Annotated in this window: 9 protein-coding genes and 1 pseudogene; 7 read left to right on the top strand and 3 right to left on the bottom strand. The window is 69.8% G+C overall.

Annotated elements, in window-relative coordinates:
- Positions 1 to 21 precede the first annotated feature (21 nt).
- The 4 genes from AC5Y46_RS21715 to nudC are packed head-to-tail and all read left to right on the top strand — an operon-like array spanning position 22 to position 8,380.
- A complete protein-coding gene (locus tag AC5Y46_RS21715) occupies positions 22 to 3,108 on the top strand; it encodes an ATP-dependent helicase (protein ID WP_499946180.1) in 3,087 nt (1,028 codons plus the stop codon).
- Complete coding sequence (locus AC5Y46_RS21710; RefSeq protein WP_499946179.1) at positions 3,075 to 6,368, top strand: ATP-dependent helicase; 3,294 nt, start codon at positions 3,075 to 3,077, stop codon at positions 6,366 to 6,368. The genes AC5Y46_RS21715 and AC5Y46_RS21710 overlap by 34 nt, the downstream gene beginning before the upstream one ends.
- A gap of 18 nt (positions 6,369 to 6,386) precedes the next feature.
- Positions 6,387 to 7,454: a potassium channel family protein gene (locus AC5Y46_RS21705; RefSeq protein WP_499946178.1), complete on the top strand. Its 1,068-nt coding sequence runs from the start codon at positions 6,387 to 6,389 to the stop codon at positions 7,452 to 7,454.
- A complete protein-coding gene (gene nudC / locus AC5Y46_RS21700; RefSeq protein ID WP_499946177.1) occupies positions 7,454 to 8,380 on the top strand; it encodes an NAD(+) diphosphatase in 927 nt (308 codons plus the stop codon). Before AC5Y46_RS21705 ends, nudC begins: the two co-directional genes overlap by 1 nt.
- Here nudC and AC5Y46_RS21695 read toward each other — a convergent pair.
- Positions 8,373 to 9,011, bottom strand: a complete 639-nt coding sequence (locus AC5Y46_RS21695; RefSeq protein ID WP_499946176.1) for a sensor domain-containing protein — start codon at positions 9,009 to 9,011, stop codon at positions 8,373 to 8,375. The two genes, nudC and AC5Y46_RS21695, sit on opposite strands and share 8 nt — an antisense overlap.
- A 77-nt stretch (positions 9,012 to 9,088) precedes the next feature.
- The gene (mrx1, locus tag AC5Y46_RS21690) at positions 9,089 to 9,331 is read right to left on the bottom strand and encodes a mycoredoxin Mrx1 (protein ID WP_499946175.1); all 243 of its coding nucleotides are present in this window, start codon (positions 9,329 to 9,331) and stop codon (positions 9,089 to 9,091) included.
- 103 nt (positions 9,332 to 9,434) lie between these two features.
- On the opposite strand from mrx1, the gene AC5Y46_RS21685 reads away from it, so the two are divergent.
- The 3 genes and pseudogenes from AC5Y46_RS21685 (at position 9,435) to AC5Y46_RS21675 (ending at position 12,190) form a co-directional block, all read left to right on the top strand.
- Positions 9,435 to 11,537 carry an ATP-dependent DNA helicase UvrD2 gene (locus AC5Y46_RS21685; protein WP_499992980.1) on the top strand — a complete coding sequence of 701 codons (2,103 nt, stop codon included), beginning with the start codon at positions 9,435 to 9,437 and terminating at the stop codon, positions 11,535 to 11,537.
- 100 nt (positions 11,538 to 11,637) lie between these two features.
- A pseudogene (locus tag AC5Y46_RS21680) lies at positions 11,638 to 11,951 on the top strand (hypothetical protein).
- Positions 11,927 to 12,190 (top strand): WhiB family transcriptional regulator, encoded by a 264-nt coding sequence (locus AC5Y46_RS21675; protein WP_499946173.1) that lies wholly within the window; start codon positions 11,927 to 11,929, stop codon positions 12,188 to 12,190. The pseudogene AC5Y46_RS21680 and the gene AC5Y46_RS21675 overlap by 25 nt, the downstream one beginning before the upstream one ends.
- 56 nt (positions 12,191 to 12,246) lie before the next feature.
- On the opposite strand, the gene AC5Y46_RS21670 is transcribed toward AC5Y46_RS21675, so the two are convergent.
- Complete coding sequence (locus tag AC5Y46_RS21670) at positions 12,247 to 13,590, bottom strand: macrolide-binding ATPase MABP-1 (RefSeq protein WP_499946172.1); 1,344 nt, start codon at positions 13,588 to 13,590, stop codon at positions 12,247 to 12,249.
- Between the last annotated feature and the right edge of the window lie 78 nt (positions 13,591 to 13,668).

The raw sequence follows: 13,668 nt of genomic DNA, 5'->3' as shown, positions 1-13,668 counted from the left end.
CCTCGTGGTTGCATCCCTGACATGACACACAGCTGGGGCGCGGCGCAGCAGGTTCTGCAGCCGGGGTTGGGAGGCCTGGTGCGTGTCCTGGGCGGCCCGGGCACGGGAAAGAGCCGTCTGCTGGTCGAGGCGGCGATCACCCGGCTGGCTGGTGGTGCCGAGCCGGAATCCATTCTGCTGCTTACCGGTTCGGGTCGGCTCGGAACACGCGAACGCAGCGCTCTGACGGCGGCGCTGCTGCGGTCGAGCGTCGGTCGTCCGGTGGTGCGCGAACCCTTGGTGCGCACGGTGCACAGCTATGCCTACGCGGTGTTGCGGCGGGCCGCTGAACGCGCCGGCGACGCCCCGCCCCGATTGCTGACCAGCGCCGAGCAGGACGCCATCATCCGGGAACTGCTGGCCGGCGATCTCGAAGACGGCGCATCGTGGCCCGCTCACCTGCTGCCCGCGCTGACCACCGCCGGTTTCGCCACCGAACTGCGAAACCTGTTGGCGCGCTGCGCCGAACGCGGTGTGGACCCCTACCAGCTCGAACGGCTGGGCCGCCGCAGCGGCCGGCCGGAGTGGGTCGCGGCCGGCCGGTTCGCCAAGCAGTACGAGCAGGTGATGCTGTTGCGTGCGGCCGTGGGCACCGCGGCCCCGCAGGCCACCGCACCGGCACTGAGTGCCGCCGAACTCGTCGGCGCGGCTCTGGAGGCCTTTGCCGTGGATCCCGACCTGCTGGCCGCCGAACGTGCCCGTCTCCGTGTGCTTTTGGTCGACGACGCACAACAACTCGACCCGCAGGCGGCGCGTCTGGTGCGCGCACTGGCGGTCGGCGCCGAGGTCGCGCTGATCGCCGGCGACCCGAATCAGGCGGTGTTCGGATTCCGCGGTGGCGAGCCCGCCCTGCTGCTCGATGACGACGGCGCATCGGTGACGCTGACGGTGTCGCATCGCTGCGCGCCCGCCGTGGCCCACGCGGTGAGCGGGATCGCGATGCGGCTGCCCGGTGCCGGTGCCGGCCGGCGGATCGAGGGCACCGGAACCGACGACGGCTCGGTGACGGTGCGCCGGGCCGCCTCGGCACACGCCGAGACCGCGCTGATCGCCGACACCCTGCGCCGCGCTCACCTCGTCGACGGCGTGCCGTGGTCGCAGATGGCCGTGATCGTCAGGTCGGTGCCTCGCGCCGGTGCGCGCCTGCCGCGAGCCCTGGCCGCCGCCGGTGTTCCGGTAGCGATACCGGCGGCGGGTGGGTCGCCGGCTGAGGAACCTGCGGTGCGTGCGCTGCTCACCGTCCTGGCCGCCACCGCTGACGGACTCGACGGCGACCAGGCCCTGGCGCTGGTCACCGGGCCTATCGGTCGCGTCGATCCGGTGTCGGTGCGGCAGCTACGCAGGACATTGCGACGAGACCAGCCCGGCACGTTCACCGAACGGTTGGTGCAGACACTCACCTCTGACCAGCCGGTGTCCGGTCCGCAGGCCCGCGCGCTGCGACGGCTGCGCGCCGTGCTGGCGGCGGCAGCACGGTCCCATCGCGACGGGCTGGATCCGCGTTACACGCTGTGGGCAGCATGGCACCGGTCGGGCCTGCAACGGCGCTGGTTGACCGCTATCGAACGCGGCGGTCCGGCGGCCGTCCAGGCCGCGCGGGACCTCGAAACCGTGACCGCGTTGTTCGATCTCACCGACGACTACGTGTCCAGCACGGCCGGTGCGTCACTGCCCGGCCTCATCGAACACGTGACAGCGTGGCAGCTGCCACGGCCCAACCGAGATGCGGCGTCGCCGGCCGAGCAGGTCCGGGTGCTCAGTGCGCATGCCGCCCTGGGACACGAATGGGACCTGGTGGTCATTGCCGGATTGCAGGACGGGTTGTGGCCCAACACGATTCCGCGTGGTGGCGTGCTGGCCACCCAACGGCTGCTGGATCAACTCGACGGGATCAGCGACGACGCTTCGGTTCGGGCGCCGCTGCTGGCCGAGGAACGCCGGTTGCTGGTGGCCGCGATGGGCCGCGCGCGGACCCGGCTGGTGGTGACCGCGGTCGACAGCGACGCCGACGGCCACGACGCCGCACTGCCGTCGCCGTTCTTCGCCGAGATCGCCCAATTCGCCGACGATGAAAGTGTTGCGGCGCAACCTGTTTCGACACCGCGGGTGTTGTCGACCGCGGCGGTGGTCGGTCGGCTGCGGGCCGTGGTATGTGCGGCGGACGGCGCGGTCGATGAGGCCACCCGTGCTTGTGCGGCAACACAATTGGCGCGGCTGGCCAAAGCCGGTGTGCCGGGCGCGGATCCGTCGAGCTGGCACGGGTTGGTCCCGACCAGTACCGCAGCACCGCTGTGCGGCGCCGGGGATGTGGTGACGTTGACGCCCTCGACCCTGCAGGCCCTCAACGACTGTCCGCTGCGCTGGCTGGTCGAACGGCACGGCGGGACCAACCCCCGCGAGTTGCGCTCCACGGTCGGCTCGATGCTGCACGCGCTGATCGCCGAACCGCACCGCACCGAAACGCAACTGCTGGCCGCGCTGGACAGGGTGTGGCAGCACCTGCCGTTCGACGCCGACTGGCACTCGGCCAACGAGCTGGACCGGCACCGCGCCATGATCCAGGCCTTCGTCGAGTGGCGTGCGCAGACCCGCGGTGAGCTGACCGAGGTAGGCGTCGAGGTCGCGGTCGACGGGACGCTCGAAGCATCCAGCGGGGACGGACGACAGGTCCGGCTGCGCGGCCGCGTCGACCGTCTCGAGCGCGACGCCGCCGGTCGGTTGGTCATCGTCGATGTCAAGACCGGCAAAACACCGGTCACCAAGGACGACGCTCAGCAGCACGCCCAGCTGGCGATGTATCAGCTGGCCGTGGCCGAGGGCATGATGCCCGCCGGTGCCGAGCCCGGCGGCGCCCGGCTGGTTTATCCCGGCAAGACCGGAGCCGCGGGAGCAACTCAGCGCGAACAGGATCCGCTGACCGCACAGGCCCGTGAGCACTGGCGCGACCTGGTCCGCCGGGCAGCCGAGGCGACGGCCGGCCCGCAGTTCGTCGCCCGCCGCAACGACGGCTGCGCACACTGCCCGGTCCGGCCGTCGTGCCCGGCCCACGCCGACGGGCCGGCGCAGTGAAGCCGCGCTACAGTCCCGCCGAATTGGCAACTGCGCTGGGCATTTTCCCGCCGACCGAGGAGCAGGCCGCGGTGATCGCCGCACCCCCGGGTCCGCTGGTGGTGATCGCCGGAGCCGGCGCCGGCAAGACCGAGACCATGGCCGCCCGGGTGGTGTGGTTGATCGCCAACGGCTACGCCGAACCCGGCCAGGTGCTCGGGCTGACCTTCACCCGCAAGGCCGCGGGCCAATTGCTGCGCCGGGTCCGGACCCGCCTGGCCCGGCTGGCGAGCCTCGACCTCAGCCCGGGCGGGATGGCCGAACCTGCGGGCGCACCCGCGGTCAGCACCTATCACGCGTTCGCCGGCTCGTTGCTGCGCGACTACGGACTGCTGCTGCCCGTCGAGCCCGACACCAGACTGCTCACCCAGACCGAGCTGTGGCAGCTGGCATTCGACGTCGTCACCGGGTACCGCGGCGAACTGCGCACCGACAAAACCCCGGCCGCCGTCACCTCGTTGGTGCTGCGGTTATCAGGCCAGCTCGCCGAACACCTCGTCGACACCGGGCAGCTCCGCGATACCCACGTCGAGCTGGAACGGCTGGTGCACACATTGCCGGCCGGTCCGCGGCAGCGCGAAAGCGGACCCAACCAATCGTTGCTGCGCATGCTGGCCACCCAGACCGCCCGCGCCGAACTGGTACCGCTGCTGGACGCGCTGCAGGAACGCTTGCGGGCCGACAAGGCGATGGACTTCGGGATGCAGATGGCTTCCGCGGCCCGGCTCGCAGCGCAGTTTCCACAGGTCGGCGAAGACCTACGGAGCCGCTACCGGGTGGTACTGCTCGACGAATACCAGGACACCGGGCACTCGCAGCGTGTTGCGCTGTCGTCGCTGTTCGGCGGCGGGCGCGACGACGGTTTGGCCTTGACCGCGGTCGGCGACCCGATCCAGTCGATCTACGGATGGCGCGGCGCCTCGGCGACCAACCTGCCCCGGTTCACCACCGACTTCCCGCTCGCCGACGGATCGCCCGCACCGACCCTGGAATTGCGCACCAGCTGGCGCAACCCGCCCACCACGCTGCACCTGGCCAACGCGATCTCGGCCGAGGCGAGGCGCCGTTCGGTTGCGGTGCGCCCACTGCGTCCCCGCCCGGACGCCCCACCCGGAACAGTGCGTTGCGCATTGCTGCCCGACGTAAAGGCCGAACGCGACTGGATCGCCGACCAGCTGCAGCACCGCTACCGGCAGGCCCGCGAGGATGACGCCGCCCCACCCACCGCGGCGGTGCTGGTGCGCCGCAACGCCGACGCCGCACCCATCGCGGACGCGTTGCGGCTGCGCGGGATTCCGGTCGAGGTCGTCGGCCTGGCCGGGCTGCTCGCGGTCCCGGAGGTCGCCGACCTGGTGGCGATGCTGCGGTTGGTCGCCGACCCGACGGCCGGTGCCGCGGCCATGCGGGTGCTGTCCGGTCCGCGCTGGCGGCTCGGCGGCCGCGACATCGCCGCACTGTGGCGGCGCGCGCAAGACTTGAACCGCTCGCCGTCGACGGCGCAACCGGCCACGGCCGAGGCGATCGCGAAATCGTGCGGCCCGGACGCCGACACCCCCTGCCTGGCCGATGCCATCTGCGATCCCGGCCCCGCCGAGGGCTACTCCGCCGCCGGATACCAGCGCGTCAACGCCCTCGCCGGCGAGCTGACCGCGCTGCGCGGCCATCTGGGATATTCGCTGCCTGATCTGGTCGCCGAGGTCCGTCGCGTGTTGGGCCTCGACTGCGAGGTCCGTGCCAAGGCCGCGGGGGAGTGGTCGGGCACCGAGCACCTGGACGCGTTCGCCGACGAGGTCGCAGGCTACGCCGAGCGCGCCGGTGACTCCGGTGCCTCGGTGACCGGCCTGCTGGCCTACCTCGATGCGGCAACGCAGGTCGAGAACGGCCTGGCCGCCGCCCAACCGGTGGTGGCCCGCGACCGGGTCCAGATACTTTCCGTGCACGCCGCCAAGGGTCTGGAATGGCAAGTGGTGGCCGTGGCGCACCTCTCGGGCGGGATCTTCCCGTCGACCGCGTCGCGCAGCAGCTGGCTGAGCGACCCCGGGGAACTGCCGCCGCTGCTGCGCGGAGATCGCGCCCAACCCGGCGCCCTGGGCGTGCCGGTGCTGGACACGTCAAACGTCACGAACCGGAAACAGTTGTCGGACATCATCTTCGAGCACCGCCAAGAACTCGATCGGCGACGCATCGACGAGGAGCGCCGACTGTTGTACGTCGCTGTCACCAGAGCCGAGGACACGCTATTGGTGTCCGGTCACCACTGGGGAGCTACCGGCCTCAAGCCGCGCGGCCCCTCGGAGTTCCTGGCTGAACTCAAGGCCGTCATCGATGCCTCGGCGCAGGCGGGTCAACCCTGCGGAGCGGTGGACCACTGGGCGCCCGCACCCGCCGACGGTGAGCCAAACCCGTTGCGGGACAACGTTGTCGAGGCTGTCTGGCCGGTCGATCCGCTGTCCGGCCGGCGTGGGGACACCGAACGCGGGGCGGCTTTGGTGGCCGCGGCGATGTCGGTCGAGCCCCCCGAGACCGAGCCGGCCGACGTCGAAGGCTGGGCCGCCGACGTCGACGCGCTGCTGGCCGAGCGGGTACGCGCAACGCAGGCAGTCGAGCACGCCCTGCCGGGCCAGCTGTCGGTCAGCGGACTGGTGGAACTCGCGCGCGACCCCGAGGGCGCCGCGGTGCGGCTGATCCACCGGCTGCCCGCGCGACCCGATCCGCACGCCTTGCTGGGCAACGCTTTTCACGCCTGGGTGCAGCGATTCTACGGCGCCGAGCTGCTGTTCGACCTCGGCGATCTGCCGGGCGCGGCCGACTCGGACGTCGGCGACTCGGCGGAACTGGCCGCGCTGCAGGACAAGTTCGCCGCTTCGCCGTGGGCGGCCCGCGCCCCGATCGCGGTCGAGGTGCCGTTCGAGATGCCGATCGCCAGCATCGTCGTGCGCGGCCGCATCGACGCGGTGTTCGCCGACGACGACGGCGGCACCACCGTCGTGGACTGGAAAACCGGTGAGCCGCCGCGGGGGCCGGAAGCCAAGCGGCAGGCCGCGATCCAGCTGGCGGTCTACCGGTTGGCGTGGGCTGCCCTGCACGGTTGCCCGGAATCCTCGGTGCGCACCGCCTTCCACTACGTGCGCAGCGGCACCACCGTGGTCCCCGACGTGCTGCCCGGCGCCGACGAACTGGCCGTACTGCTGACCGACTCCAGTCGCCCCCGTCCCGCCTGATCGTGGTTACATGACTCCGTGGCGAAAGGCAGCTGGCGGCTGAGACGTCTCGACGAGAGATTGACCGCCCAGCCCAGTTACGCGCTCGTCGGCGTCCTGCGTATCCCGCAGGGACAGGCCAGCCCGGTGCGCATCATCTCCCGCCGCATCGCGATTGCGCTGGCGGCGCTGCTGCTCGGTGCCGTCACCGTCTACCTCGACCGGGACGGATACCACGACTCCCAAGGCGACCGCCTGACCTTCCTGGACTGCCTGTACTACTCGGCAGTGACGCTGTCCACGACCGGCTACGGCGACATCACCCCGATCTCAGAGTTCGCGCGCGCGGCGAACGTCCTGATCATCACGCCGCTGCGCATCGCGTTCCTGATCTTGTTGGTCGGTACCACACTCGAGGTCGTCACCGAAACGTCGCGGCAGGCACTGAAAATCCAGCGTTGGAGGAGCAGAGTGCGCAACCACACCATCGTCATCGGCTACGGGACCAAGGGCAAGACCGCGATCGCCGCGATGCTCGGTGACGAGGTGGCCCCCGGCGAGATCGTCGTCGTCGACACCGACCGCACCGCCCTGGACCGCGCCGCATCCGCGGGCCTGGTCACCGTGCACGGCGACGCCACCAAGTCCGACGTGCTGCGCCTGGCCGGTGCCCAGCATGCGGCCTCGATCGTCGTGGCCACCAGCCGCGACGACACCGCCGTGCTGGTGACGCTGACCGCGCGGGAGCTGTCCCCGAAGGCCAAGATCGTCGCGTCCATCCGGGAGGCCGAGAACCAGCATCTGCTGCAGCAGTCCGGCGCTGACTCGGTGGTGGTCTCCTCCGAGACCGCCGGCCGGCTGCTCGGCCTGGCCACCACCACGCCCAGCGTCGTGCAGATGATCGAAGACCTGCTGACTCCCGACGCGGGTCTGGCGATCGCCGAGCGCGAGGTGGAGCAGGCCGAAGTCGGCGGGTCGCCGCGGCACTTGCGCGACATCGTGCTGGGCGTGGTTCGCGACGGGCAACTGTTGCGCATCGACGCACCCGAAGTGGACGCGATCGAGGGCGGCGACCGCCTGCTCTACGTCCGTCACGCGGGGCACTGATGTCGCTGGATTTCCGACTGCGCGAAGTCCCGCTACTGTCCCGGGTCGGCGCCGACCGGGCCGACCAGCTGCGCACCGACGTCGACGCCGCGATCGCCGGATGGGCGCAAGCGGCGCTGCTTCGCGTCGACGCACGCAATCAGGTGCTGGCGGTCAACGGCCAGGTCGTGCTCGGACCTGCCGCGGCGCTTGGCGACAGGCCGCCAGCCGACGCGGTGTTCCTGGGCCGGATCGAAGGCGGCCGCCACGTCTGGGCGATCCGTGCCGCGCTGGAACCCCCCGACGACGGGCCCGGCGAAGTAGAGGTGCTTGATCTGCGCCGTCTGGGCCGCATCATCGACGACACCAGCAGCCAGTTGGTGTCGGCCGCGTTGGCGTTGCTGAACTGGCATGACAGTGCCCGGTTCAGCTCTGTCGACGGCACTCCGACCAAACCCGCCCGCGCCGGCTGGTCGCGGGTGAATCCGCTCACCGGGCACGAGGAGTTCCCGCGGGTCGACCCCGCGGTGATCTGCTTGGTGCACGACGGCGGCGACCGGGCCGTGTTGGCCCGCCAGGCGGTCTGGCCGCAACGGATGTTCTCGCTGCTGGCCGGTTTCGTCGAGGCCGGCGAGTCGTTCGAGGTGTGCGTCGCGCGTGAGATCCGCGAGGAGATCGGTCTGACCGTCCGCGACGTCCGTTATCTGGGCAGCCAGCCCTGGCCGTTCCCGCGTTCCCTGATGGTCGGGTTCCACGCGCTGGGTGATCCGGACGAGGAGTTCTCGTTCAACGACGGCGAGATCGCCGAGGCGGCCTGGTTCACCCGCGACGAGGTGCGTGCCGCACTCGAGGCCGGCGACTGGACGAGCTCGACGGACTCGAAACTGCTTCTGCCCGGGTCGATTTCGATCGCCCGGGTGATCATCGAATCCTGGGCCGCTACCTGACGCGGCCGGCGATCTCGTCCATGATCGTGGACGCGATCCGCTCGGCTGGTTCGATTCCCAGGACCCCCACCGACATCAACACCGAATTCTTGGCCCGGTACTGGTGACTCCAGCCGTTGTCGGTGATCCGCAATGACAACGGCGTCGGCTTGTCCAGCGTGAAGTCGTACTTGGGGTCGTGCAGGGCGACGCAGGCGTTCAGCGAGACTTCGAGCTGATCGAGCGCGCCGCGCGCAGCATGCTCGTCGGGGTAGATCGCGACGGCCTGACTCACCGAGTCGACCAGCGCCAGCCCACCCGGGTCGATGTCGTCGGTGACCCCGCTGTAGCCGGCGCTGCGGAATTCCGTCCAGCCGCCGGCGAAGGTGAGGTCGCTGGTCCCGGCGGCCCGGCACGGCCCCGGCGCGCTGACGTCACCGACCGGCGGGTGTCGCAGATCGTTGTGGGCATGGGCGTTGAGTTCTTCGTAATTGGCGATACGCCGCACCTCTTCGACGCTGACGATCAACGCGTCCGCTCCGGTCGCGGTAGGCCTCGGCGCCGCTGATGTGCTGTGCTGCGAGCATCCCGTCAGCGCGGAGACCACGCAGCAAACGACCAAGGTCGCCCGCCCGACCAGCGCCAATGCCATGGTGCTTATCGTAAGGTCCGACAGGCCCGGGCCGGGGCACCAATTACGCGGGCAACCGGCCGTGTCCAGCCCGTGGCCTAGCCCAGCTTCGCCTTGACCTCGGCAACGCTGGGGTTGGTCAGCGTCGACCCGTCGGCGAACTTGACCGTCGGAACCGTGCGGTTGCCACCGTTGACGGAGCTCACGAACTCCGCTGCCGCAGCGTCGCGCTCGATATCCACCTCGTCGTAGGCGATGCCCTGGGCCTTGAGCGCGGTCTTGAGCCGGAAGCAGTAGCCACACCAGGTGGTCGAGTAGACAGTGAGCGCAGCGTTGGTCATGACTCGTTAACGTAACCGGGCGATGAACCATTCCGGGCGCGGCCCCCGCCGCGAACCGCTTTTGTCGGCCGGCCCTGCCATGATCGAAGCCAAGATGGACGCCATGCCGGTAGTAGTCGACCCCTTGATCGCGGACCTGGACGACGAGCAGCGCGAAGCCGTGCTGGCGCCGCGCGGTCCGGTGTGCGTGCTGGCCGGCGCCGGAACCGGTAAGACCCGCACCATCACCCACCGCATCGCCCAGCTCGTCGCCAGCGGTCACGTCGCCGCGGGGCAGGTGCTGGCGGTGACCTTCACCCAGCGCGCGGCAGGGGAGATGCGCTCGCGGTTGCGCTCGTTGGACGCCGCCGCCCAGATCGGCGCGGGCGTCGGCTCGGTGCAGGCACTGACCTTCCACGCCGCCGCGCATCGCCAGCTGCGCTACTTCTGGCCGCGGGTGGTCGGCAACACCCGCTGGGAGCTGCTGGACACCAAGTTCGCCGTCGTCGCCCGCGCGGCCAGCCGGTGCCGCCTCAACGTCGGCACCGACGACGTGCGCGACCTCGCCGGCGAGATCGAGTGGGCCAAGGCGTCGTTGATCGGCCCCGAGGACTACGCCGGCGTTGTGGCAGCCGCCGGCCGCGACACCCCGCTTGACGTCGAGAAGGTCGCGGCCGTCTACACCGCTTACGAGGCGCTCAAGGTCCGCGACGAGGACGTCACCCTGCTCGACTTCGACGACCTGCTGCTGCACACCGCCGCGGCCATCGAAAACGATCCCGCCGTGGCCGGCGAGTTCCGGGATCGCTACCGCTGCTTCGTCGTCGACGAATATCAGGACGTCACGCCGCTGCAGCAGCGGGTGCTCTGCGCCTGGCTGGGTGACCGGGACGACCTCACCGTCGTCGGCGACGCCAACCAGACCATCTACTCGTTCACCGGAGCCTCGCCGCGGTTCCTGCTCGACTTCTCCCGGCGCTTCCCGGATGCCACCGTGGTGCGGCTGGAACGCGACTACCGGTCCACCCCGCAGGTCGTGTCCCTGGCCAACCAGGTGATCGCCGCCGCCCGGGGCCGGGTGGCGGGCAGCAAACTGCAACTGGTCGGCCAGCGCGCGCCGGGGCCGGTGCCGTCCTTCCGGGAGCACCCGGACGAGGCCAACGAGGCCGCCGCGGTCGCGTCGTCGATCGCGCGGCTCATCGAATCCGGCACGGCGCCATCCGAAATCGCGATTCTGTACCGGGTCAACGCCCAATCCGAGGCCTATGAGGAAGCGCTGACCGAAGCCGGCATCGCCTACCAGGTCCGCGGCGGGGAGGGATTCTTCAACCGTCAGGAAATCAAGCAGGCGCTGCTGGCCCTGCAACGAGCCGCGCAGCGCGGGTCCGAGATGGCCGAAGCTCCGCTGCCCGAGGTGGTCCGCGAGATCCTGGAACCGCTGGGTCTGACGGCCCAGGAGCCGACCGGCACCCGGGCACGCGAGCGTTGGGAGGCGCTGGCGGCGCTGGCCGAACTGGTCGACGACGAGGTCGCGCAGCGTCCCGATCTGCAGTTGCCCGGCCTGGTGGCCGAGCTGCGGACCCGGGCAGATGCCCGCCACCCGCCGGTGGTGCAGGGCGTCACGCTGGCTTCGCTGCACGCGGCCAAGGGCCTGGAATGGGACGCGGTGTTCCTGGTCGGGTTGGCCGATGGGACGCTGCCCATCTCGCACGCGCTGGCGCACGGCCCCGACAGCGAGCCGGTCGAAGAGGAACGCCGCCTGCTCTATGTCGGAATCACCAGGGCCAGAGTCCATTTGACGCTCAGCTGGGCGTTGGCGCGGGCCCAGGGCGGACGGCAGAGCCGCAAGCCGTCGCGGTTCCTCAACGGCGTCGCGCCCCACTCGCGCGCCGACCCGGCGCCAACCAAGCGCCGTAACCGCGGCCCGTCGCGCTGCCGGATCTGCAACAAGGACCTGACCACACCGGCGGCCATCATGCTGCGGCGCTGCACCACCTGCGCCGGCGACGTCGACGAGGAGCTGCTGCTCAAACTCAAGGCGTGGCGAACCGAGCAGGCCAAGGAACACAAGATCGCCCCGTTCATGGTGTTCAGTGACAACACCCTGGTCGCGATCGCCGAGATGCGGCCCGCCGACGACGACGCCCTGATCGCGATTCCCGGCATCGGCGCCACCAAGCTGGCCCAGTATGGGCCCGACTTGCTCGAAATGATGCGGCAAGCATGAAACCGCAGGTCAGAAAATCGTTTGTGGCGACGGGCCGCGACGCATTACCCTCGAATCTCGGTATTGGCGCTCAGGCGACATGAAAGGAGGGTGGCCCGCGATGTTCAACACGATCGACGTAAATGCGTTCGGCGTAGGCGCGGCTACCCGTGTACCGAGCACCGCACATGCCGCCGCGTCGGCGGCCGCGGGTAAGCACCGTGTCGCCGCCGCGACTGACGCGTCCGTGGATTGGGGCCTCGCATAGCAAAGTAGAGCCCAGTTTCGCCAAATGGCCACGGACCCGACGTCACCAGGATCCGTGGCCATAGCTTTTGGGAAACACTTCCCGACCTGGTCCGGATCGCCGATTTAGACAGCCAACCGACCAGGAAGCAGGTGAAGAGGACATGTCGGCATCGACGGTCCCAATAAAGACGCGGCCGGCCCTGCCATGTCATGCCGGCGATCCCGACCTGTGGTTCGCCGAAACCCCGGCCGACCTCGAGCGTGCCAAGACGCTGTGCACGGACTGTCCCGTCCGGCGGCAGTGCCTGACCGCCGCGCTCGACCGGGCCGAACCGTGGGGTGTGTGGGGCGGTGAGATCTTCGAGCGAGGCTCGATCGTCAGCCGCAAGCGTCCCCGCGGACGCCCGCGCAAGCAAGCCGCGTAGCCGAACGTGTGACGCCGCCGCGATTTCACAGATTTCGCGGTGGCGTCACCCGTGACTCAGACCATTACGGTGTCCGGCTCGTTGAAGCCGGGAATCAGTTCCTCCGACAGCGCCTTGATCGGAACCCGCGCGTCCAGCTGGCACAGGATCGCGGCGACCGAGGCGATCACCCGCATCGGGATCGCCAGCTTGGGCGGCAGGTCCATCTGCCGCGCCGTCTTGATCTGCGCAACCGACCGGTCGAACTGGCTCACCGTCATCCGCTGCAACCACTTTCGGTTGTAGTGGAACACCTCCACCTGGATGGGCTCGACATACTGGCGCAGCATCTCGTCGATGTCGCGAACCGACACATCCTGACCGGGCTGGATGAACCCGACCTTCTCCATGGTCGGCAACAACAGGTCGTAGTTCTTGTCCCGGGCCAGCCGGATCGTCATCCCGAGTTCGATCGGGTAACCCCCCGGCAGCGGCGCCACGGCACCGAAGTCGATGACGCCCAACCGCCCGTCGGGCAGCAGCATGAAGTTTCCGGGGTGCGCGTCGCCGTGCAGCATCTCCAGCCGGCGCGGCGCGTCGAAGGTGAGCTCCAGCAGCCGGATGCCGATCAGGTCGCGTTGTTCGCGCGTTCCGTTGCGGATGATCTCGGCCATGTGCAGGCCGTCGATCCACTCCTGGATCACCACTTTGGGTGCGCTGGCCACCACGTGCGGCACCGCGAAATGCGGGTGGTCCTCGTAAGCCTTGGCGAATGCACGCTGATTATCGGCTTCCAACCGGTAGTCCAGCTCCATCTCGGTGCGTTCGATCAATTCGTCGACCACGCCTTGGACGTCGGCGCCCGGCGCGAGTTGCTTGAACACACCGACCAGCCGCTGCATGGTCTTCAAGTCCGCCCGCAGCGCCTCGTCGGCGCCCGGGTATTGGATCTTGACGGCGACCTCGCGCCCGTCGGCCCAGACGGCCTTGTGCACCTGACCGATGCTGGCGGAGGCCACCGGGGTGTCGTTGAACGAACTGAACCGGTCGCGCCACTTGGTGCCCAGTTGGGCGTCGAGCACCCGGTGCACCTTGGCCGCGGGCAGCGGTGGGGCGTCCTTTTGCAGCTTGGTCAGAGCGTCGCGATACGGCTCACCGAACTGCTCGGGGATGGCGGCTTCCATCACCGACAGCGCCTGACCGACCTTCATCGCGCCGCCCTTGAGTTCGCCCAGGACGGTGAACAGCTGGTTGGCGGCCTTCTCCATCAGCTCGGCGTTGACTTCGTCCTTCGACTTTCCGGTTAGCCGCTTTCCGAAGCCCAGAGCCGCCCGGCCGGCCATGCCGACCGGCAGGCTGGCGAGCTTCGCATTGCGGGCCGCGCGGCCACGCTTGATTTCTGACACGTAACTATCATCCATGACGCTCAGGGCATTCGTTGCATTGATTGCGCATCGTCCCCGCCAGCACAGACCTATGTAGTCACTGCGCCAAGGAGT

The sequence above is a fragment of the Mycobacterium sp. NGS59 genome (assembly GCF_059812345.1).
The sequence above is the reverse complement of the archived record's forward strand: the minus strand, read 5'-3'. Positions and strand labels throughout refer to the sequence as shown.

Bases quoted from the DNA above. Each gene is read 5' to 3' on its own strand.
- nudC (WP_499946177.1), top strand. From the start codon at position 7,454: ATGTCGCTGGATTTCCGACTGCGCGAAGTCCCGCTACTGTCCCGGGTC.
- mrx1 (WP_499946175.1), bottom strand. From the start codon at position 9,331: ATGACCAACGCTGCGCTCACTGTCTACTCGACCACCTGGTGTGGCTAC.
- AC5Y46_RS21695 (WP_499946176.1), bottom strand. From the start codon at position 9,011: ATGGCATTGGCGCTGGTCGGGCGGGCGACCTTGGTCGTTTGCTGCGTG.
- AC5Y46_RS21670 (WP_499946172.1), bottom strand. From the start codon at position 13,590: ATGGATGATAGTTACGTGTCAGAAATCAAGCGTGGCCGCGCGGCCCGC.
- AC5Y46_RS21685 (WP_499992980.1), top strand. From the start codon at position 9,435: ATGCCGGTAGTAGTCGACCCCTTGATCGCGGACCTGGACGACGAGCAG.
- AC5Y46_RS21675 (WP_499946173.1), top strand. From the start codon at position 11,927: ATGTCGGCATCGACGGTCCCAATAAAGACGCGGCCGGCCCTGCCATGT.
- AC5Y46_RS21715 (WP_499946180.1), top strand. From the start codon at position 22: ATGACACACAGCTGGGGCGCGGCGCAGCAGGTTCTGCAGCCGGGGTTG.